This window comes from Neorhizobium petrolearium (genome assembly GCF_017873175.1).
Taxonomy (GTDB): Bacteria; Pseudomonadota; Alphaproteobacteria; order Rhizobiales; family Rhizobiaceae; genus Neorhizobium; species Neorhizobium petrolearium.
This window is the reverse complement of the sequence record NZ_JAGGJW010000002.1, coordinates 128,691-148,270: the sequence shown is the minus strand read 5'-3', so window position 1 is coordinate 148,270 and position 19,580 is coordinate 128,691. Positions and strand designations below refer to the sequence as shown.

The following is a 19,580-nucleotide window of genomic DNA, read 5'->3' as shown; positions in this document are numbered from 1 at the left end:
TGTCACTCTTCCCATGGCTTCGATTGTTATCTATGCCATGGCCGAAACAGAAGAGCTTTGTGAACCTTGCGTTCCACAAAAGGGAGTATGTCCTTGTCGCCGGATCGTGTAAGTCGCTTCGTTGCATGTCTCGAAAATAAGCTGGACGCTCCAGGGATTCTCGTCGGCGATGCGGTCTCCGACGGCTATGCGGCGGATGCGACGGCGCGTGGCGTTCGTCCTCCGGCCGTTCTTCGCCCGCGCAATACCGAGGATGTTTCGGCCATTCTTTCCGCCGCCAACGAGTTTCACCAGCCGGTCGTGGTTCAGGGTGGCCGGACGGGGCTTTCGGGTGCGTCACGGCCTTTGAGCGGCGAGGTCTCGCTCTCTCTGGAGCGAATGAGCGGCGTGGAATCGATCGACATCGCGGCTCAGACGATGATTGTGGGCGCTGGCACGCCGTTGCAGGTCGTTCAGCAGGCCGCAGATGACGCCGGCCTCCTCTTCGGTGTCGATATCGGCTCGCGGGGGACTGCGACGGTCGGCGGCAATATCGGCACCAATGCCGGGGGTATCCGCGTGCTGCGTTACGGCATGTACCGGGCGCAGGTCATAGGGCTGGAGGCGGTACTGGCGGACGGCACCGTTCTTTCCTCCCTCAAGGGACTGCCGAAGGACAATTCCGGCTACGATCTCAATCCGCTGTTCATCGGCACGGAGGGCACGATCGGCGTCGTCACGCGGGCCTGCCTGAAACTGCATCCGAAACCAAGGATCGAGCGCAATGCCTTCGTCGCCCTGCCGTCGCTAAAGGCCGCGCAGGAACTGCTGACAAGGCTCCGGGTCGAACTGTCCGGCCTGCTGTCAGCCTTCGAGGCGATCTTCCCGAATGTTTACGAAGGCACGGTCGCCCATATGGGCATCCGCCCGCCGGTCGAGACCGGCGCCGGCATGTATGCGATGGTGGAAATCCAGGGGCAGTCGCCGGAGCAGGACAACGAACGCCTCGAGACGGCTCTTGCTGCCGCGTTGGAAGAGGGACTCGCAACCGACATCGTGCTCTCTAACTCGCTGCGCGAGTTCAACGGGCTCTGGGCGATCCGCGACGGTATCAACGATTATCTGTTCGGTCTGGGTGAAATGGCGGGCTACGACATTTCCGTGCCGCTCTCCCGCATGCAGGAGTTCCTCGATAGGGCTGCGCACGGTATTGCGGAAATCGATCCGGATGCGGTCTCCTTCATCTTCGGCCATCTCGGAGACGGCAACCTGCATTACTGCGTACAGACCGGCCACGAGAAGAGGATTGCCGAAGCGGTGTTTTCCGGTATTGCGGCGGTCGGCGGCGGAGTTTCCGCCGAGCACGGCATTGGCACCGACAAGGTGCAGTATCTGAGATATGCGCGGAGCGAGGCCGAAATCGCCACCATGCGGCGGCTGAAGGAAGCTTTCGATCCGAACTCCATCCTCAATCGCGGCCGGGTCTTCGAAGCGCCGGCCACCGCCCTTTAAGCGGGGGTTGGGTTTCAGGCTTTCGCCCTGGAAAGCATCGAGGATGCAGGCAAGCAGGAAGGGCGTCAGTTCCGCGAGGCACAAGATCATCCATCTCGCTGCTCGGGTCTGTCATTTCGCGCAGGGATCGGTAAGCTGGATTTCGGTGACGATAACCGAACCTTCCGAAAGGATAGTCCTCCATGAGCCCCGAGTTCCTGATCACGTCTCTCATCGTCGTTGCTTCGCCGGGCACAGGCGTGCTCATCACAATGGCGGCCGGGCTGTCACGCGGGGCGCGGGCGAGCATCGTCGCCGCCTTCGGCTGCACGCTCGGGATCCTTCCGCACATGGTCGCGGCGATCTCGGGTCTTGCTGCGGTGCTTCATGCCAGCGCGCTCGCCTTCCAGACGATCAAGTATATCGGCGTCGCCTATCTTCTTTTCATGGCCTGGCAGGTGCTCAAGGAAAAGGGTGCGCTTACGATCGAGACGAAGGACACGCCCAAATCGGCGCGGCAGATGATCGTCTCCGCAATCCTCGCCAATGTGCTCAACCCGAAACTGTCGATTTTCTTTTTCGCTTTCCTGCCGCAATTCGTCGGGCACGACGAAGCAATGCCGATCGCCCGGATGAGCGAACTCAGCTTTGTCTTCATGCTGATGACCTTCGGCGTCTTCGTCATTTATGGGCTCTTCGCCGCATCGATCCGTAACCATGTTGTCTCGCGGCCGGCCATTCTTGCCTGGATGCGGCGCGTCTTTGCCGGCGCGTTCGTGGCGCTTGGGGCGCGGCTTGCGCTTGCCGAGCGATAACGATTACCTGCCGCGTAATTGAGACACGTTCCTCTCTCCCGCATGATCGCCCGGCCTGGAACGAGCCGGGCGACAGCAAGGAGATAAAGACATGACCGATGCAAACACCCATGCCGAGCGTTACCTCGCCATCTGGAACGAGACGGAGGCAGGGCGTCGCCTGGCCTTGATCGCCGAAGTCTGGACGGAGGATGCCGTCTATGTCGATCCGCTGATGCGGGGCGAGCGCCATGAAGGGATCAACGGGCTGGTCGAGGGCGTGCAGGCCCGGTTTCCGGGTTTCCGGTTTGCGCCGATCGGATCGGCCGACGGCTATGGCGACAATCTCCGTTTTTCCTGGGGGTTCGGCCCCGAAGGTGCCGAGCCGGTTATCAAGGGCACGGATTTCGCGGTGCTCGAAAGCGGCCGCTTCAAGGCAGTGCACGGTTTCCTCGACCCGATTCCGGCTGCCGCATGACGACTATTTCACCCGCCCGTCCTCTCGGCGATTTCCTGCGTGAGTGGCGTCGCCGCCGGCGCATGAGCCAACTCGATCTGGCATTGGAGGCCGATATCTCGCAGCGGCATCTGAGCTTTGTCGAGAGCGGGCGGGCGGTTCCGAGCCGAGAGATGTTGCTGCATCTGGCAGAACGGCTCGGCGTACCGCTCCGCGAGCGCAATCCGATGCTGATCGCTGCGGGTTTTGCACCCGTCTTTGCGGAGCGAAAGCTCGACGATCCGGTGCTTGCGCCGGCGCGCCAGGCGATCGACATGGTGTTGCGAGGGCACGGGCCCTTTCCCGCGTTGGCCGTGGACCGGCATTGGACACTGGTGGCCGCGAATGCCGCGGTTACGCCGCTGCTTGCCGGTGTCGCCGATCGCTCCCTGATGGACGGGGCGGTCAATGTCCTGAGATTGAGCCTGCATCCGCATGGGCTAGCGCCTCACATCGTCAATTTTGCCGAATGGCGAAATCACCTGCTCGACCGGCTGCATCAGCAGATCGCCGCGACCGGCGATCGTGTTCTCGAAAAGCTTCTGGAGGAATTGGCCGGTTATCCGGTGCCTGAAACCGCCATCAGGTCCGGGCCGGATTATGCCGGCATTGCCGTGCCGATGGAGTTGCGGACACCGGCGGGAGTTCTGTCCTTCATCTCGACGACGACCGTCTTCGGGACCCCGGTCGACGTGACGCTTTCGGAACTGGCGGTCGAATCCTTCTTTCCCGCCAATAACGAGACGGCCCGGCTTCTGCGTCAGATGGCGGAAGCCGGGCCGTTGAAGGACGAGAGTTAGTCAGCGGATCAAAATTCCGTCCATTGTTCTGTCGGCGCTACTGCTGCGGCGGCATTGCCGCCGAAGGATTTCGTTACGCGCTCGGCCAGGCGACGGGCCGGCGATTCCTGTGGAGCCGCATTCCGCGGAGCAGCGACCGGCGCCGCGCCTGAACTGGAAACCGCGCGCGCTGGGGTGTTCATGCGGCTGCGCTCAGCAAGCTTGAAGCGGGCGATCAGTTCGCGCAGCTTCGAGCTTTCCGAGGCGAGGTTGGCGCCGGCGGCGTTGGTCTCCTCCACCATGGCGGCGTTCTGCTGAGTCACCTGATCCATCTGGTTGACGGCCGAATTGACCTCCGCCAGACCGACCGACTGTTCGCGGGCGGCGGTCGCGATCGCGCTGATGTGCTCATTGATCGTGACGACATGCGCTTCGATCGTCTTCAGCGCATCGCCGGTCTCGCGAACGAGCTTCACGCCGTTGTGGACCTCGGCACCGGAATTGCGGATGAGGTCCTTGATCTCCTTTGCCGCATTCGCCGAACGCTGGGCGAGTTCGCGTACTTCTTGGGCGACGACGGCGAAACCCTTGCCTGCCTCGCCGGCTCGGGCCGCTTCGACACCTGCGTTGAGCGCCAGGAGGTTGGTCTGGAAGGCGATCTCGTCGATCACGCCGATGATGTTGGAGATCTGGCTGGACGACTGCTCGATGCGCTGCATGGCGTCGACGGCATTCGCAACGACGGCGCCCGACTTGGCGGCGCTGGAATTCGCTTCCAGCGCGATCACCTTGGCTTCGTCGGCGCGCTTGGAGGAGTTCGCAACGTTGGCGGTGATCTCATCGAGCGCTGCGGCGGTTTCTTCAAGCGAAGCGGCCTGCTGCTCCGTGCGCTTCGAAAGATCGTCAGCGCTCTGGCTGACTTCGCGCGAGCCGCTGTCGATGCTGCCTGCTGAGGAAGCAACCTCGGAAAGGGCGGCACCCAGGCGGGTCACGGCGGAGTTCAGGTCCTCGCGCAATGCTTCGAAATCCGGTGCGAAAGGCTCGGTGAGCTGGAAGGCGAGGTCGCCGGAAGCAAGGCGGCGCAGGCCGGCTGCAAGGCCGGCTGTAGCTTCCTGGAGACGGGCCTGGGCTGCGGCTTCCGCCTCCTCCTGCAGGCGGATGCGATCGGCTTCCGCATGGGCGCGGGCTTTCTCCGCCTCTTCCTGCAGTTGCCGGTTCGAAATGGCGGCCTGGCGGAAGACTTCGACGGCGCCGGCCATGGCACCGACTTCGTCCTTGCGGCCTGCGAAGGGAATCTCGGTGTCGGTGTCGCCGGCGGCGAGCCCGCTCATTGAAGTGGTGATCCGTTGGATCGGGCGAGCGATGCCGGTCATCACATAGGCTGCCGCACCGACAATCAACGCGAAAACGACGGCGAGGATGGCATACATGGTGGTCAGCGCCGTGGCATAGGTCGCCTCCGCCTTGCCGGTTTCGACGCCTGCGGCGTCAGTATTCGTTTTGACGAGCTGGGTCACCGCTTCCATGACCGGCTGGATCGTGATCCGCATCTTTTCCATCTCGACGCGCGCACGGGCGTCGGAGGCCTTGCGGGAAAAGCCCAGCATCTTTTCGCCGGCCTGTACGTATTTCTGAACGCCGGCCTCGATCTGGTCGACAAGCTGCTTTTCCTGATCGCTGGACGTCAGCGGCCTGTAAGTGTCCAGAGCCGCCTTCAAAGCATCGGACTGTTGGGCGATCAGCTTCTCCGCTGCTTCCATGCCGAAATCCGAGGTCGTGGTGAGATGGCCCATATAGGCGATCGTCATTCCGAGGATCGCCGTCTCGATATTCTTGGAGGCCTGAACACTTGGCAGTGAATCGCCGGAGATCGTGTTGAGGTTTCCGGCAACGTTCGAAAGCGAGGAGATGGCCGCCCAGGCGAGAACGGCGGTAAGCGCCGCGATCGCGCCGAAGACGGCAATAAGCGAGCTGCGTATGGAGAGACGGGACATGAGTTCGGCTCCGGATGATGAAGCCTCGACTGAGGCATCGCGTTTTCACGCGCAGATCTGATATCTGGCAGTGTGGGGGAAAAGAGCCGGTCTCATACCGGCCCTGGCGCTACACCGGACGGCGATGGCGCGATGGTCGGAGCCTAGGCCAAACTCTTTAATGACAGATTGAGTTTTGACATTGTACAACGTTTTTTGACGTTTTTTCGAGGCAATATCGGCGCTGCTATATATCTAATTTTTAAGAATAATCTTATGAATCATATGGCATGAGTAGCAGGATACCTGTCAATCGGAGACTGATTGATTTTCCGTTCAGGCGGGATGCAAAATCTAGCCTTGGCGACAGGATTCTCGAAGCGGGGTCTGCACTCCCGAAGACGATCGTCCGACAGGCTATTTCCGCGTCTTCAGACCGTCCATCAGGAGTCCGATCAAGCGGTGCGATCGGTCCCGCCAATCGGGCGATTCGGGGATCGAATAGATGCTGGACAATGCATGCAGCAGGTCGGTCGTTTCGATGTCCGTGCGGATATAACCCTTCTCACCGGCGGTTTTGATGAGGCTTTCGAGTGCACCCCGGATCAGGCCGGTTCCTTCGGCAAACAGCGAAGAATTGGAGGTCATGAGGATGCGCAGGCTGTTGGCCATGCCGCGCTTGGTGGCGATGTACCCCACGAAACGGCGCATCCATTCTTCGAGCGCCACATCCGGTGCATGTCTTTCGGAAAGGTCGGATGCCGCCGCGGCCAGGCTTTCCAGTTCCCGGCGGTAGACGACTTCGACCAGATGCTCGCGCGTCGGAAAATGCCGGTAAAGCGTACCGATGCCAACGCCCGCCCGTCGTGCTATATCTTCCAGCGAGGTCTCGACGCCCTTTTCCTGAAAGGCTGCGGCCGCCATTTCGATCAGTTTGTCCCGATTGCGGCGGGCATCGGCGCGCAGTTTCGTCGGGGTCGTCGATGTTGTTTTCGGCGCGGCCGAGGCCAAAATCATGCTCCAGGCGGATTGGGGACTTGACGAAAATCAGCAAGTCACTAGTTTAACCGGAGGCTCCTCCGTTTGAGCGGAGCGCCTTCCGCTTCTTAATCCAGAAGGGGGCCGGATGTCATGCCAAATGTGCCGGTGCTTCTCTCAAGATATCCATTTAGCGCGCCGGAGCCGGGCGGCCAGTCCATTCTGGATTCGGAATTTTGCCTTCTCGTGACGATAGCAGGAGCTTATCATGACACGAACCATCCATCTTTCGCTCGACATCAACGGGAGGCGGCACGAGCTCGATGTCGAGCCGCGCGTCACCCTGCTCGACGCTTTGCGTGAGGAACTGGCGCTGACCGGCACCAAGAAGGGCTGCGATCAGGGCCAGTGCGGCGCATGTACCTGCCATGTCGACGGCAAGCGCGTACTTTCCTGTCTGACGCTGGCTGCCCAGGTCGAGGGCCGGCAGATCACGACGATCGAGGGGATTGCCGCAGAAAACGGCGACCTGCATCCTGTCCAGGCGGCTTTCATTGAAAACGACGCCTTTCAGTGCGGCTATTGCACGCCGGGACAGATCATGTCGGCGGTCGCCTGCATCCGCGAGGGCCATGCCGGTTCTGACGAGGAGATCCGCGAATACATGTCCGGCAATCTCTGTCGGTGCGGGGCCTATAACAGCATCGTCGCGGCGGTGCGCGAAGCGGCGGAGGCCGTGCGATGAGAGACTTCTCCTATTTCCGCGCCTCTTCTGTGGATGAGGCCCGCAATGCCGTGCTTCAGGCCGGCGGCGCACTTCTTGCCGGCGGCACGACGCTGCTCGATCTTGCCAAATGCGGCGTGGCCGAACCCGCAACCGTCGTCGATATTACCCATCTCTCCGGTCTTGGCGAGATCAATGTCGATGCGAGCAGTGCCGTTATTGGTGCGCTTGCCAGGATGGGGGACGTCGCCGACCATACGCAAATCCGGGCGGCATTCCCGGCGGTTGCCGAATCGCTCTCGCTTGCGGCTTCCGCCCAGCTTCGCAACATGGCGACGATCGGCGGCAATCTCCTGCAGAGGACACGCTGTCCCTATTTCCGTGATCCGGCCACCTTTCCGGCCTGCAACAAGCGTAACCCCGGCTCGGGCTGCCCGGCGATCGGCGGGGTGACGCGCAACCACGCCGTCCTCGGTACGAGCGATGCCTGCATCGCCACCTATCCTGGTGACCTTGCGGTGGCGCTGGTGGCCTTCGACGCCTTTGTTGATCTCGGCAGCCGCAAGGTCTCCGTCGACGATTTCTTCCTGCTGCCGGGTGATACACCGGACAGGGAGACGGTGCTGGGGCGCGGCGAGATGATCGTCGGCATCGGCATTCCTGCTTCCGCCGCAGCCAGGAACTCGACCTATCTCAAGGTTCGCGACCGGCAATCCTACGAATTCGCTGCGGCAAGCGCCGCTGTCGGTGTCGAACTCGAGGCGGACGGCAAGACGGTCCGCGACATTCGCGTTGCGCTCGGTGGCGTCGCCACCAAGCCGTGGCGCGCAAGAGCGGTCGAGCAGGCTCTCATCGGCAAGGCGCTTGACGTCGAAACCGTCGAGAGGGCCAGTGGTCTCGCCATGGAAGGGGCCGTCTCCCACGGCGGCAACCGCTACAAGATAGAACTTGCGCCGCGCGTCGTCGCTCGCGCCATCCTGAAAATGGCCCAGAATGTTGGAGGTCTCGCATGACCATCATGGAAACCCGCAAACACGGCGATGCCTCAGATGGTATGATCGGTGGCCGCCAGACCCGATTTGAAGGGCAACTGAAGGTGACCGGGGCGGCAACCTACGCGCTGGAGTATCCGGTGGAAGGATTGGCGCATGCCGTGCTGGTGCAGAGCACGATCCCGGCGGGGCAAGTCGTCTCGATCGATACGTCGAAGGCGCTTGAGGCACCGGGCGTCCTTTTGGTGCTGACGCCGGAAGACGACCTTGGGCTCACGACTGCCTCCGACTGGCATGGCAATCGCCCGGAGAACCAACCCTATCATCCCCTGCCGCGCGAGGTCCGCTTCAACGGGGAGTCGATCGCGACAGTGATTGCCGAAACCCGCGAACAGGCCGTTGAAGCTGCCAAGTTGCTCGACATCGTTTACGCGGAAGCTCCGTCGGTCGCCAGTCTTGACGATCCGAATGCCGGCGAAGGCAAAGCCGTCGATATGCTGAACGTTGCCTGGGGTGATGCGGAAGCGGCGCTTGCCGCCGCCCCCGTCATGATCGAGGCCGAGTACAGCACGCCGCGCGAATATCACGTGGCGATGGAGCCGCACGGGCTGACCGTGAAATGGGACGGCGATCAGCTCACCGTCTGGGAGCCGAGCCAGTGGTCGCATGGGATGGCGCGCAGCTATGCCGAATGGTTCGCCATCCCCTATGAGAACGTCCGGTTGATCTCGCCCTTCATCGGCGGGGGGTTCGGGTCGAAGGGGGCTGCGCTCGCCTATAGCGCGGTCGCCGCCTTCGCGGCTCGCAAGCTCGGGCGGCCGGTGAAGCTGGCGGTCACACGCCCGCAGAACTTCACAAGCTACGGCGGCCGTGCCGCGACCAGGCAGACGATCAGGCTCGGGGCGACGGAAGACGGCGTCCTGCAGGCCATCGTCCATCGGGGTGCGAGCGAAACCTCCACCTATGCGGACTGGCCGGAGCAGACCGGCGCTGCCACTTCGATCCTCTACAAGGTCGAGAATTTCTCCTCCCAGCACAGGATCGTGCCGGTCAATACCGTGACGCCCGGCGCCCTTCGCGGCCCGGGCAAGAACCCGAGCGCCTACGGCATCGAATGCGCCATGGACGAGCTCGCCTGGAAACTCGGCATGGACCCGCTGGACCTGCGGCTGAAGAATTATGCCGACCGCGACTACCAGTCGGGAAAGCCCTGGTCGACCCGCCGCCTGCGCGAGGCCCTCATGGAGGGTGCGGAAGCCTTCGGCTGGTCGAAACGCAGTCACCAGCCGCGCTCGATGCGGGAAGGCAGGACGTTGATCGGCTGGGGTATCGGCTGCGGAACCTTCCCGGTCATCCAGGCACCCAGCGAGGCGATGATCCGTATCCTCGGCAATGGTCGTGTCGAAGTCGTCAGCGGCGCGATCGACATGGGGCAGGGCACCTATACGATTCTTGCCCAGACCGCGGCCGATGTGTTCGGCGTGCCGGTCAGCCAGGTCGATGTGAAGCTCGGCGATTCCCGCCTGCCGGGCTCGGCGATCGCCGGTGGCTCGATGCTGGCGGGCTCCATACTGGGGGCCGTTCACAAGGCTGCCACGGCTGCGCGGGACGAACTCATCGGGCTTGCGCTCAGCGATGCCAACTCGCCGCTGCGTGACACCGGGGCGAACACGCTCACCTTCGGGGACGGGCGCATCAGCGTCTCGCGCGGCGAAGGTCCTTCGCTTACCCTGCCGGAGCTGATGGCCGCACTCGGCCGTGACGAACTGGAGATCCGCCGGAACACGCTGCCGGACGGTGCAACCGCCCAGGAGCACCACCAGGCCTGGACGACCATGGCAAAGGTGCGGGGGCCGACCATGGGCGACTACTCCATGCACAGCTGGTGCGCCCATTTCGCCGAAGTTCGCGTTGATGAGGATTTCGGCACGGTGCGTGTCTCCCGCATGGTCTCCGCCTTCGATTGCGGGCGGCTTTACAATCCGCGGCTGGTGGAAAGCCAGTGGCGCGGCGGCATCATCATGGGTATCGGTCAGGCGCTTTTGGAAGAAGGGCTTGTCGACCAGCGGAACGGCCGGATGATGAACAGCAATGTGGGTGATTATCTGGTGCCGACCAATTCGGACATTCCGGACATCCAGGTGATCTCCGTCGGCGTGCCGGATTTCAACGCGTCGGCGTTGGGCGGAAAGGGTGTGGGTGAGGTCGGTATCGTCGGCGTGGCACCTGCGATCGCCAATGCCGTCTTCCACGCGACGGGAAAACGCGTTCGCGACCTGCCGATCACGCTGGAAAAGCTGATCTGAGGGTTACCCTTGGTCTTGCTCCTCACCCTAACCCTAACCCCGCTCACGGGGAAAGGGTACAAGTGCCTTGCACAACGTTGCGGACGGGACGAGGATAGCCGGCGCGGCATATACCTTCTCCCCCGTTAAACGGGGGAGAAGGTACCGGCAGGCGCATGAGGGTCGTCGGCGTCCGAAGCTAATCGTCCGCGTACCGCTGCTCCGACCAGGGATCGCCCCGCATATGGTAGCCGTTGTTCTCCCAGAAGCCGGCGCGGTCCCGGTCGAGGAATTCGATCCGGTGGAGCCATTTGGTGCTCTTCCAGAAATAGAGATGCGGCACCACGAGGCGCACCGGCCCGCCGTGCTCCTCCGTCAACGGCTGGCCTTCCCAGCTATGGACGATGATCGCATCCGGCGAGGCGAAATCCGAGAGAAGCAGGTTGGTTGTGTAGCCGTCATAACTTGTCAGCATCACCGCCACCGCTTCGTCCTTCGGATCGACGGCATCGAGGAAGTCGCGGGTGGAAACGCCCTTCCAGTTGTTGTCGTAGCGCGACCAGGTCGTCACGCAGTGGATGTCGGAGCGCATTTCGCTTTGCGGAAGAGCCTGGAAGGAAGCCCAATCGAAGGTCTTCGGGTGGTTGATGAGGCCGCGGACGTCGAGCTTCCACTGGGAAGTCGAGACCCGTGGCTGCTGGCCGAGATCGAGCACCGGCCAGTTCTTGACCAGATGCTGGCCGGGCGGCAGGCGCTCGGTTTCGGGGCGGGACACGCGCCCGGTCAGGAACTTGCCCTCTCCGGCCCATTTCCGCTTGGTGATGGTGAGTTTCGAATCCTCAGGCTGAATATCGTCGGCCATCTATGGTTCTCCTTGCGTCCCTCGATATTCTGATGAACAAGGGGGACAAATCAATCGCCCATCTTTGAAAACCCTGTCCTGGACAATCATGCCTGCCTTCAATCCTCTTGTCGAAAAGCTTTCGCCGCCGCCCGTTCCATCCGTTTTCGCCTGGGGGCATGCCTATCAGGGAGCGAAGGGACCGCTGATCGATCTGTCACAGGCGGTCCCGGGTTATCCCGCCCATCCGGACATGCTGAGACTGCTCGGCGAGACGGCGTCCTCCAGGGCGTTCACCGGCTACGGACCGATCGAGGGTGAAGCGGAGCTTCGGAATGCCTATGCCGAGCATGTCTCGCAAGTCTATGATGCGAACGTGGGAGCGGAAAACATCCATATCACGTCGGGCTGCAACCAGGCCTTCGTCTGTGCCGCGATGACGGTTGCCGGTCCGGGCAACACGGTCCTGATGACGGAGCCCTTCTATTTTAACCACGAGACCACGCTCGCCATGATGGGCATCAAGACCGCCTTCGTGGCTTGCGAGGCGGCGAACGGTTTCCTGCCGGATTTGGCCGATATCGAAGCCGCAGTCACCGGCGACGTCCGGGCGCTGGCGCTCGTGTCGCCCAACAATCCGACCGGGGCGATCTACCCGGCGCCGCTGCTGGAAGCGATCTTCAGGCTCTGCCGGGAGAAGGGCATCTGGCTCATCCTCGATGAAACCTATCGCGACTTCATGCACGAGGCCGGCAGGGCGCCGCATGGCCTTTTCAGCCTCGACGGCTGGGAAGAAACGCTGATCAGCCTTTACAGCTTTTCGAAATCCTTCTGCATTCCGGGCCACCGGCTGGGTGCGATCACCGCCGGTTCGAAGGTCGTCGAGCAGGTTGCCAAGGTCATGGACAACCTACAGATCTGCGCGCCACGCGCCGCCCAGGCGGCTGTCGCAAGGGCGTTGCCTCTTCTCGCCGGCTGGCGCGAGGAGAACCGGCAGGAGATCGGCCGACGCGCCGACGCGCTGAAAACGGTGATGCGTTCGGTCAACGACTGGAAGCTCGATGCGATCGGCGCGTATTTCGCCTTCGTGCGCCATCCCTTCCGCGGTGTTGGCTCGGCGGCGGTCGCGGAGAAGCTTGCCCGGGAGGTGGGCATCATCTGCATTCCCGGCGCCTATTTCGGCGAGGGGCAACAGGATTACCTGCGGTTTGCGTTCGCCAATGCGGATGTGCCGACGATCGGCCTTCTGGAAGAACGTTTGCGGAACTTTGCCCTGTCATAAGGCGGGTGGCCGTTCTATAAGCAGAGCATGGTTCAAAGAGCAGGCAGCGCCGATCTTCCGCTTCACGGCGGCCGGGTTCCCCGGTGGCTCGGCGAGCGCATGACGAAACTTGGCGCGATCATCGCGCAGGCGATCGTCATCGAATATGGCCGCGACGAGTTCATGCGGCGGCTCGCGCATCCCTTCTGGTTCCAGTCCTTCGGCTGCGTCATGGGCATGGACTGGCATTCGTCGGGCATCACCACCAGCGTTATCGGCGCGCTGAAGCGCGGGCTGACGCCGCTCTCCGGCGAGCTCGGCATCCATGTCTGCGGCGGACGTGGCCAGAATTCCAGGCAGACGCCTGGCGAGCTCATGGCGATCGGCGACCGGGTGGGGTTCGACGGCGAGGGTCTGGCCACTGTCAGCCGGCTCGTCGCCAAGGTGGATAGTGCGGCGGTGCAGGACGGGTTCGACCTTTACCTGCACGGTTTCATCGTCGCTGATGACGGCAAATGGGTCGTCGTCCAGCAGGGCATGAACGGCGACAAGCGACAGGCCCGGCGCTATCACTGGATTTCGGAAGGCATCACCAGCTTTGTCGATTCTCCGCATGCAGCGATCGAGGGCCGCAGACAGGGCGAGATCGTCAATCTCGCCGACCGACGTGCGGATGCTTCCCGCAAGAGCCAGCTCGACCTGCTCGCCTCGCTCGGGCCGGACAGGATCGTGCGGGAGGTGATCGCGCTCGATCCCCCGTTAAAGGCGAAAGATATCGCTCAGCCGCTGCTGCCGCATCTCATCATGCCAGCGCATCATGATGTGCGCGAGGAAGACGTCAACATGAAGCGGCTGCACGGCACGCTTGCCGCTGCGGCCGATCGGGGCCCTCAGGATTTCGAACAATTGCTGCTCATGCCAGGCGTCGGCGCCCGCACGGTCAAGGCGCTCGCCATGGTCGCCGAAGTGGTGCATGGGGCGCCCTGCCGCTTCTCCGATCCGGCGCGGTTCTCGCTTGCGCATGGCGGCAAGGACCGGGAACCGTTCCCCGTGCCGGTGAAGGTCTATGACGAGACGATCAAGGTAATGAAATCGGCCGTCGGCAAGGCGAAGCTCGGTCGCGAAGAGGAGTTGCAGGCGCTGAAGCGTCTGGATGACCAGGCCCGCCAACTCGAACGCTACGTCACCGGCCCGGACCTCAAGGAGATCGTCGCCGGAGAATTCCACCACTCGCATGAATGGGGTGGCCGCAGCGTCTTCGGGTTCGAGCCGCCGCCGGAGGAACGGGCGGAGAAAGGTCGCGGCGGCAGGGAACGATGACGGTTTTCTGCGGTTCTCGATTGGAGAACCAAGGAGGAAGCCATGCAACCCAGCGAACCCAAACGCTTCGGCAGCAGCCAGCCGAACATCGCCAAAAGCTCAGGCACCGGCGAGAACAAGACCCGCAAGCAACCCGATCCGGCGACCGCCGAGATCAACAAGGCTCGAAAAGTCTGGGATGCCGAGGGTTCCGGAAAATCAGAGGACCGCGTCGCCGACGCAAGTGATGCCGGCGGGCAGACGCTGCCATACTCCGTCGAGACCCAGGCGGATGTCGTCGGCCGTCAGACGGCGAAGGGCAAACGCTGATCAGAATGCGTCTCAAGCGGTCGCGCCGACCGTCTTCGTCTGATGGATTTCGATCAGCGACGGACCTTTGATCTGCCTGAACTTCTGCAGCGCCGCCGGCAGTTCATCCACATGAGTAAGGCGGATCGAAGGCAGGCCATAGGCTTCCGCGATCTTCAAGAAGTCGGGTGCGGAAGGTTTGACCCCTTCCGGTTCGATGCCGTTGTCGACCATGTAGGTCTCGATCTCCTGATAGCCATCATTGTTCCAGACGAGGAAGATGACGTCGGCGCCGGCGTCCTTCGCCGAACCGATTTCCGCCAGCGTGAACTGCAGCCCGCCGTCGCCAGTCAGGCAGACGACCGGCGTCTCGGGTTCGGCGATCGCTGCGCCTATGGCGGCGGGTGTTCCATAACCCAATGCGCCATAACCCGTTGCAGCGTTGAACCAGCCATGCGGTCGGCCCGCCTCGTAATAGAGGTTGCCGGCGTAGACAGCCTGAGTGGAATCGCCAACTATGATGGCACCGGGAAGAGCGTCGCGGACGGCGTCGAGAATGCCGATCTCCACGCACATCTTCGGAGCGAGTTCGGCAAGCGCTGCCTGTCTTGTCATTTCTGCTCGGGACGCGCCCTCGGTTTGGCGCCGGGTGCCCGCGCCGATTGCGGCAAGCAGGTCGGTCGCGGCATTTTCTGCAGAAGAGAGGATCGAAATTGCCTTCGGCCCGCGGGTAAGCTGCAGGGCATCGATATCGATACGAATGAGGTTGTCGAGCTCGGGAAAGCCGTTGTCGACATGCATGTCGTAATCGGTCTGGCTCATCTGTGTCCCGAAGGCGAGTACGAGGTCGGCGTCGGCGATCAGCCTTCGGACGGCATTGAGGCTGGGGCTTGCCGGGACGGAAAGCGGATGGCTCGCGAAGGCGCCACGGGCGTTGGTGGTGGTCACCAACGGCGCATCGAGCCTTTCTGCCAGCCTCAGAATGTCATTTGCTGCAGACACTGCACCGCCGCCGACCAAAGTTACCGGCCGTTTCGCGGTTAGACAAAGGGATGCGGCTTCGTTGATGGTTGCGGCGTCGGCACGCGGTCGAAGACGAACAATATTCCGAAGGCGCGGCGCCTTGATTCTTGCACCCATGACATCGGTCGGGATTTCGATATGCACCGGTCCCGGCCGGCCGGAGCGCAGGATCGCGAAGGCTCGCTCCATCACCTCCGTCAGGTCTTCCGGATCGTGCAGCGTGTGCGACAGCAGCGCCAGCGTCGCGATCATGCCGCGCTGATCCGGCAACTCATGCAGCCGGCCGCGGCCATGGCCGAGCGTGGCGCGCGCATTGACGCCCGAGATCACCAGCATGGGCACGGAATCCTGATAGGCTTGCGCCATCGGCGTGATGATGTTGGTCAGCCCCGGTCCGGTGATGACGAGGCAGACGCCGGGCTTGCCGCTGACGCGGGCATAACCGTCCGCCATGAAGCCGGCGCCCTGTTCGTGGCGCGGCGTCACATGGCGGATGTTCGAGGCCGCAAGCCCGCGATAGAGTTCGACGGTATGGACGCCGGGGATGCCGAAGACGACATCCACGTCATTTACCTCCAGAAGATCGATCAGCGTTTCGCCGACGGTCTTCAAGGCTTCGCTCATGCGCGCTTTTCCTTGAGTGAAACGAGGCGGCCGGCGAGTTCGCCGACACGGCCCATGGCGACTGCGAGCACGTCTTCCGGTACCGTCAACGAGACGCGCAGGAAGCCGGCCGCCTGGTCGCCGAAGGAGGTTCCGGGCATGACCGCGACCTTCTCCTGATGCAGCAATTCCCAGGCAAACTCCTCGCCGTTGAGGCCGGTTGCCGTGACATCGAGAAGAACGAACATTCCGCCTTCCGGCGGCATGGGCTTGATCAGGTTGCTGCCGGCAAAGGCCTTTTCGACGATCTCCGCGCGACGACGATAGTTCTTGCGCATCACGTCTGCTGTTTCGAAATGCTGCGAGAGCGCCATGGCTGTCATGTCGGAGATGAACGGCTGGACGCCGAACAGCATGGTTTCCGAGACCGGCAGCAGCTTTTCGCAGAATTCTTCGGGACCGGCGGCCCAGCCGCTGCGGAAGCCCGGAGCGGCATGCGACTTCGAGATGGACGAGACGACAATGGTGCGCTCGGCAAGCTCCGGAATATCGAAGGGTGAGGCGAAGGGCGTGCCTTCAAAGATCAACTGCTCATAGACCTCGTCGCAGACGATCCAGAGATCGTGGCGGCCGCAGACTTCGCCGATCGCGGCGATCTCGGTGGCGGTCAGCACCGCGCCGGTCGGGTTGTGCGGGGTGTTCAAAAGCAGCACGCGGGCTTCCGGGGTGATCGCCCGTTCCAGATCCTCGGCCTGCAGGTGAAACTTCCTCTCCGGGCGGAGCGGAACCGGGATCATATGGGCGCCGGTCGAGGCGATGACGCCTTCGTAAGTAGCATAAAGCGGGTCACCGACGAGCACGCCGTCGCCGGCGTCCGCAAGGCCGGTCATGACGCTGTAAAGCGCGGTCTGGGTGCCGGGAAAGCAGAGGAAGTTCTTCTCGGTGACGTCCGGTCGGCGTTTCGAATATTTCCGGACCAGTGCTTCCAGGATCGACGGTTCCCCGCGACCGTTGGAATAGCGGGTGCGGCCGGCATACATCGCACGCGCCGCTTCATCGAGCAGCGCCTTGTCCGGTGCCACGTCGGGTTCGCCGATCGTGAGCTCGATGATCTCCTCGCCGGCTGCCTTCATGCGGCGGGCGGCCAGATGGACGGCCCAGCGGCCGGAGCCGAGATGAGCGAGACGGTCGGTGATCGAGGCATAACGCATCGGTATTTCCTTTTCTTGTCGTTATTCGTCTGAAAGCTCGCCCGGCTGGAGATGCAAAAGCGCCTCCACCGAACTCAGCGCATTCTCGGCCAATTCCCTGTCTGCGAACATGTCTGCGGCCAATGTTCCTTCGAGCCATAGGCCGTCGACCAGTGCGCTCAGCGAAATCGCATATCTGCGGCATTGATCCGAACTCACAAGACGTTGCTCCTCCTTGAAGAAGGCGGTGAGCAGGGTTTCCAGCGCTTCGAGAAAGGCCAGATAGTTCTCGCGATGGATGGCAGCAAAGCTCGGATCGATCTGGATATGGCTGATGAAGGCGGCCCAGAGCGAAAGCGTGCGCGGATCGGTCACCGGCGGCGTGACATTGGCGACGATGAAGCGTCGCAGCCGCGCCTTGGCCGTTTCGCCTTCGATGGCCGCCGCGATAGCGGCTTCCGTCATGCCGGTCATCATCTTGCGGTAGGCGGCCTGCAGCATCTGGTCCTTGCCGGTGAAATAATGCCGGATCAGCCCGCCTGTCACGCCGGCACGCGTGGCGATCTGGCGGACCGTGGCCCCTTGAATGCCGGACTCGGCGATGCAGTCGAGGGTTGCGGTGATCAGATCCTCACGCCGTTCGGCTTCGCTGGCACGATGATAAGTCCGTCGGTTCTCCGTCATCTCCGGGCCTCGTCCGGATGACGTGTCAGAACACGCAACAAAGACGTCGACATGGCGCGCGAGCCGTAGACGTTCATAAAGACATCCCTCGGGAAAACGGAGCGGACCTTTCCGGCCACTCCGAACTCGGGCCGCTCTTTTCGGATTTCATCGTTATTATACGCTTGAATAATTGCCGCACAAGTGCCGATCTCTTCCGGCACGCAGCGCCTGATCGTTAATTTACCCGAAAAGCCAAATCATCAGGTTTCAGGGAACCTTATTAAGGGATCGTATACCATAGGTTCACAATATGGCGCCCGTACATTTCGTACGGATAGGGCACTGCGGAACGGGGCTTTGCAGAATGTCATCGGCTGAAGAGAAACGCGAATTGCAGAAGCGCCTGGATTTCGTCGGGCTGGACCAAGAGGCGCGTGATACGCTTCGCCGGCTGGATCCGGTCATCAGCGCCAGCCTGGCACCGGGGCTCGATGCCTTCTACAAAAAGGTCCAATCGACACCGGAAGTTGCCAGCTTCTTTTCGAACAAGGTACACATGGATGCCGCCAAGAAGCGCCAGATGAACCATTGGCGCGTCGTAGGCGAAGCGAAATACGACGAACATTATGTGGAAGGCGTCCGCGCGGTCGGTGCTGCGCATGCCCGTACCGGGCTTGATCCGCGCTGGTATATCGGCGGCTACGCGTTGATCGTTGAGCACTTGATCCATGCGGTGATGGCGGCCAACTGGCCGTCCCGTTTCGGCCGCAGCAATTCCGAAAAGCTTGCCAAGGAAATCAGCACGCTCGTCAAGGCAGCGATGCTCGACATGGATTATTCGATCTCCGCCTATCTAGATATCCTTGCCGCAGAACGCCGTCAGGCGGAGGAGGCAAAGCAGGCGGCCGAGCGTGAGCAGGATATCGCGCTTCAGGCGCTGGACGACGTTTTGAAGGGGCTTTCCGTTGGCGATCTGGAAAGCCGGCTTTCCGCCGACCTGCCGGCAAATTTCGTCCGCATGGCTGAGGATTACAACAACAGCGCCGAGAGACTGCGCCTGACGATGGCAACGGTCCGCCAATCCGGCGAGGAAATCCTCACCAGCACCAATGCGATCACCCAGGCTTCCAAGGATCTCGCCCGGCGCACAGAAGAGCAGGCGCAGGGACTGGAGGAAAGCTCGGCGACGCTGCACCAGCTCACGCAAAGCGTTTCCGGCACCGCCGAGGGCGCCGGCAAGGCGGCCGCTGCCGTCGATGTCGCGCTGTCGGAAGCACGAGCTTCGGGTCCGGTGGTCAAACAGGCAGTCGCGGCGATGGGAGAGATCGAACGCTCATCCGACGAGATCTCCAAGATCATCGGTGTCATCGACGAGATCGCCTTCCAGACCAATCTCCTCGCGCTCAATGCGGGCGTCGAGGCAGCCCGCGCGGGAGAAGCGGGACGGGGTTTTGCCGTCGTGGCGCAGGAAGTGCGGGCACTCGCCCAACGTTGCGCCGATGCCGCCAAGGAGATCAAGGACCTGATTTCCGACAGTTCCCGTCAGGTTCAAGCGGGCGTCGACCTCGTCAACAATGCCGGCACGGCTTTGAGCCAGATCACTGACCGTATCGACGACATCAATGCCATTGTGAAGACCATCGCTACTGAAGCTGGGCATCAATCCCTTGGCCTCCGCGAGGTCAACGGCGCTTTAAGCCACATGGACAAGCTCACCCAGGAGAATTCCGCCATGGTGCAGGAAACCTTCGGACGGACCTCGGATCTTCGGGATGCGGTGGAACGATTGGTGACGGCGCTGCGTGGCTTCAAGACCCGCAGCATGGAACGGCTTGCGCGCGATCGCCAACAGCGGGAAGAGGAAAGCCGCCGCGTTGCCTGACGTCCACTATTACGA

Annotated in this window: 17 protein-coding genes; 11 read left to right on the top strand and 6 right to left on the bottom strand. The window is 62.3% G+C overall.

Going from position 1 to position 19,580, the window contains the following annotated elements; genetic code table 11:
- The first annotated feature begins 93 nt into the window (after positions 1–93).
- The 4 genes from J2046_RS04690 (at position 94) to J2046_RS04675 (ending at position 3,560) form a co-directional block, all read left to right on the top strand.
- Positions 94–1,491 carry an FAD-binding oxidoreductase gene (locus J2046_RS04690; RefSeq protein ID WP_210049930.1) on the top strand — a complete coding sequence of 466 codons (1,398 nt, stop codon included), beginning with the start codon at positions 94–96 and terminating at the stop codon, positions 1,489–1,491.
- A 182-nt stretch (positions 1,492–1,673) separates the two neighbouring features.
- Entirely contained in the window at positions 1,674–2,285 is a 612-nt protein-coding gene (locus J2046_RS04685) for a LysE family translocator (RefSeq protein ID WP_210049929.1), read from the top strand.
- A 91-nt stretch (positions 2,286–2,376) separates the two neighbouring features.
- A complete protein-coding gene (locus J2046_RS04680) occupies positions 2,377–2,742 on the top strand; it encodes a nuclear transport factor 2 family protein (protein WP_210049928.1) in 366 nt (121 codons plus the stop codon).
- Positions 2,743–2,747: 5 nt separating this feature from the next.
- Positions 2,748–3,560: a helix-turn-helix domain-containing protein gene (locus J2046_RS04675; RefSeq protein WP_210050307.1), complete on the top strand. Its 813-nt coding sequence runs from the start codon at positions 2,748–2,750 to the stop codon at positions 3,558–3,560.
- An 8-nt stretch (positions 3,561–3,568) separates the two neighbouring features.
- On the opposite strand, the gene J2046_RS04670 is transcribed toward J2046_RS04675, so the two are convergent.
- A complete protein-coding gene (locus J2046_RS04670) occupies positions 3,569–5,533 on the bottom strand; it encodes a methyl-accepting chemotaxis protein (RefSeq protein WP_210049926.1) in 1,965 nt (654 codons plus the stop codon).
- A 396-nt stretch (positions 5,534–5,929) separates the two neighbouring features.
- Positions 5,930–6,523, bottom strand: a complete 594-nt coding sequence (locus J2046_RS04665; RefSeq protein WP_411828462.1) for a TetR/AcrR family transcriptional regulator — start codon at positions 6,521–6,523, stop codon at positions 5,930–5,932.
- A gap of 235 nt (positions 6,524–6,758) precedes the next feature.
- On the opposite strand from J2046_RS04665, the gene J2046_RS04660 reads away from it, so the two are divergent.
- The 3 genes from J2046_RS04660 to J2046_RS04650 are packed head-to-tail and all read left to right on the top strand — an operon-like array spanning position 6,759 to position 10,512.
- A complete protein-coding gene (locus J2046_RS04660; RefSeq protein ID WP_210049924.1) occupies positions 6,759–7,235 on the top strand; it encodes a (2Fe-2S)-binding protein in 477 nt (158 codons plus the stop codon).
- On the top strand, positions 7,232–8,227 hold the full coding sequence (locus tag J2046_RS04655) for an FAD binding domain-containing protein (RefSeq protein ID WP_210049923.1): 996 nt from the start codon (positions 7,232–7,234) through the stop codon (positions 8,225–8,227). The genes J2046_RS04660 and J2046_RS04655 overlap by 4 nt, the downstream gene beginning before the upstream one ends.
- A complete protein-coding gene (locus tag J2046_RS04650; protein ID WP_210049922.1) occupies positions 8,224–10,512 on the top strand; it encodes a xanthine dehydrogenase family protein molybdopterin-binding subunit in 2,289 nt (762 codons plus the stop codon). The genes J2046_RS04655 and J2046_RS04650 overlap by 4 nt, the downstream gene beginning before the upstream one ends.
- Before the next feature lie 178 nt (positions 10,513–10,690).
- Here J2046_RS04650 and J2046_RS04645 read toward each other — a convergent pair whose 3' ends face one another.
- The gene (locus tag J2046_RS04645; RefSeq protein WP_210049921.1) at positions 10,691–11,353 is read right to left on the bottom strand and encodes a sulfite oxidase-like oxidoreductase; all 663 of its coding nucleotides are present in this window, start codon (positions 11,351–11,353) and stop codon (positions 10,691–10,693) included.
- An 88-nt stretch (positions 11,354–11,441) separates the two neighbouring features.
- Here J2046_RS04645 and J2046_RS04640 point away from each other — a divergent pair, with 88 nt between their 5' ends.
- The 3 genes from J2046_RS04640 to J2046_RS04630 are packed head-to-tail and all read left to right on the top strand — an operon-like array spanning position 11,442 to position 14,222.
- Entirely contained in the window at positions 11,442–12,614 is a 1,173-nt protein-coding gene (locus J2046_RS04640) for an aminotransferase (protein ID WP_210049920.1), read from the top strand.
- A gap of 27 nt (positions 12,615–12,641) precedes the next feature.
- Entirely contained in the window at positions 12,642–13,913 is a 1,272-nt protein-coding gene (locus J2046_RS04635) for a DUF763 domain-containing protein (protein WP_210049919.1), read from the top strand.
- Positions 13,914–13,955: 42 nt separating this feature from the next.
- Positions 13,956–14,222, top strand: a complete 267-nt coding sequence (locus J2046_RS04630) for a hypothetical protein (RefSeq protein WP_210049918.1) — start codon at positions 13,956–13,958, stop codon at positions 14,220–14,222.
- 12 nt (positions 14,223–14,234) lie between these two features.
- On the opposite strand, the gene J2046_RS04625 is transcribed toward J2046_RS04630, so the two are convergent.
- Genes J2046_RS04625 through J2046_RS04615 form a run of 3 tightly spaced genes read right to left on the bottom strand, consistent with a single transcriptional unit; the run spans position 14,235 to position 17,701 of the window.
- Positions 14,235–15,848, bottom strand: a complete 1,614-nt coding sequence (locus J2046_RS04625; protein WP_210049916.1) for a 5-guanidino-2-oxopentanoate decarboxylase — start codon at positions 15,846–15,848, stop codon at positions 14,235–14,237.
- A complete protein-coding gene (locus tag J2046_RS04620; RefSeq protein ID WP_210049914.1) occupies positions 15,845–17,038 on the bottom strand; it encodes a pyridoxal phosphate-dependent aminotransferase in 1,194 nt (397 codons plus the stop codon). Before J2046_RS04620 ends, J2046_RS04625 begins: the two co-directional genes overlap by 4 nt.
- Positions 17,039–17,059: 21 nt before the next feature.
- Positions 17,060–17,701 (bottom strand): TetR family transcriptional regulator C-terminal domain-containing protein, encoded by a 642-nt coding sequence (locus J2046_RS04615; RefSeq protein ID WP_210049912.1) that lies wholly within the window; start codon positions 17,699–17,701, stop codon positions 17,060–17,062.
- A 346-nt stretch (positions 17,702–18,047) separates the two neighbouring features.
- Here J2046_RS04615 and J2046_RS04610 point away from each other — a divergent pair, with 346 nt between their 5' ends.
- The gene (locus tag J2046_RS04610; protein WP_210049910.1) at positions 18,048–19,565 is read left to right on the top strand and encodes a globin-coupled sensor protein; all 1,518 of its coding nucleotides are present in this window, start codon (positions 18,048–18,050) and stop codon (positions 19,563–19,565) included.
- Positions 19,566–19,580: the final 15 nt, after the last annotated feature.

Coding starts and splice junctions, on each gene's coding strand:
- J2046_RS04685 (WP_210049929.1), top strand. CDS start 1,674: ATGAGCCCCGAGTTCCTGATCACGTCTCTCATCGTCGTTGCTTCGCCG.
- J2046_RS04680 (WP_210049928.1), top strand. CDS start 2,377: ATGACCGATGCAAACACCCATGCCGAGCGTTACCTCGCCATCTGGAAC.
- J2046_RS04670 (WP_210049926.1), bottom strand. CDS start 5,533: ATGTCCCGTCTCTCCATACGCAGCTCGCTTATTGCCGTCTTCGGCGCG.
- J2046_RS04660 (WP_210049924.1), top strand. CDS start 6,759: ATGACACGAACCATCCATCTTTCGCTCGACATCAACGGGAGGCGGCAC.
- J2046_RS04655 (WP_210049923.1), top strand. CDS start 7,232: ATGAGAGACTTCTCCTATTTCCGCGCCTCTTCTGTGGATGAGGCCCGC.
- J2046_RS04650 (WP_210049922.1), top strand. CDS start 8,224: ATGACCATCATGGAAACCCGCAAACACGGCGATGCCTCAGATGGTATG.
- J2046_RS04645 (WP_210049921.1), bottom strand. CDS start 11,353: ATGGCCGACGATATTCAGCCTGAGGATTCGAAACTCACCATCACCAAG.
- J2046_RS04640 (WP_210049920.1), top strand. CDS start 11,442: ATGCCTGCCTTCAATCCTCTTGTCGAAAAGCTTTCGCCGCCGCCCGTT.
- J2046_RS04635 (WP_210049919.1), top strand. CDS start 12,642: ATGGTTCAAAGAGCAGGCAGCGCCGATCTTCCGCTTCACGGCGGCCGG.
- J2046_RS04630 (WP_210049918.1), top strand. CDS start 13,956: ATGCAACCCAGCGAACCCAAACGCTTCGGCAGCAGCCAGCCGAACATC.
- J2046_RS04625 (WP_210049916.1), bottom strand. CDS start 15,848: ATGAGCGAAGCCTTGAAGACCGTCGGCGAAACGCTGATCGATCTTCTG.
- J2046_RS04620 (WP_210049914.1), bottom strand. CDS start 17,038: ATGCGTTATGCCTCGATCACCGACCGTCTCGCTCATCTCGGCTCCGGC.
- J2046_RS04615 (WP_210049912.1), bottom strand. CDS start 17,701: ATGACGGAGAACCGACGGACTTATCATCGTGCCAGCGAAGCCGAACGG.
- J2046_RS04610 (WP_210049910.1), top strand. CDS start 18,048: ATGTCATCGGCTGAAGAGAAACGCGAATTGCAGAAGCGCCTGGATTTC.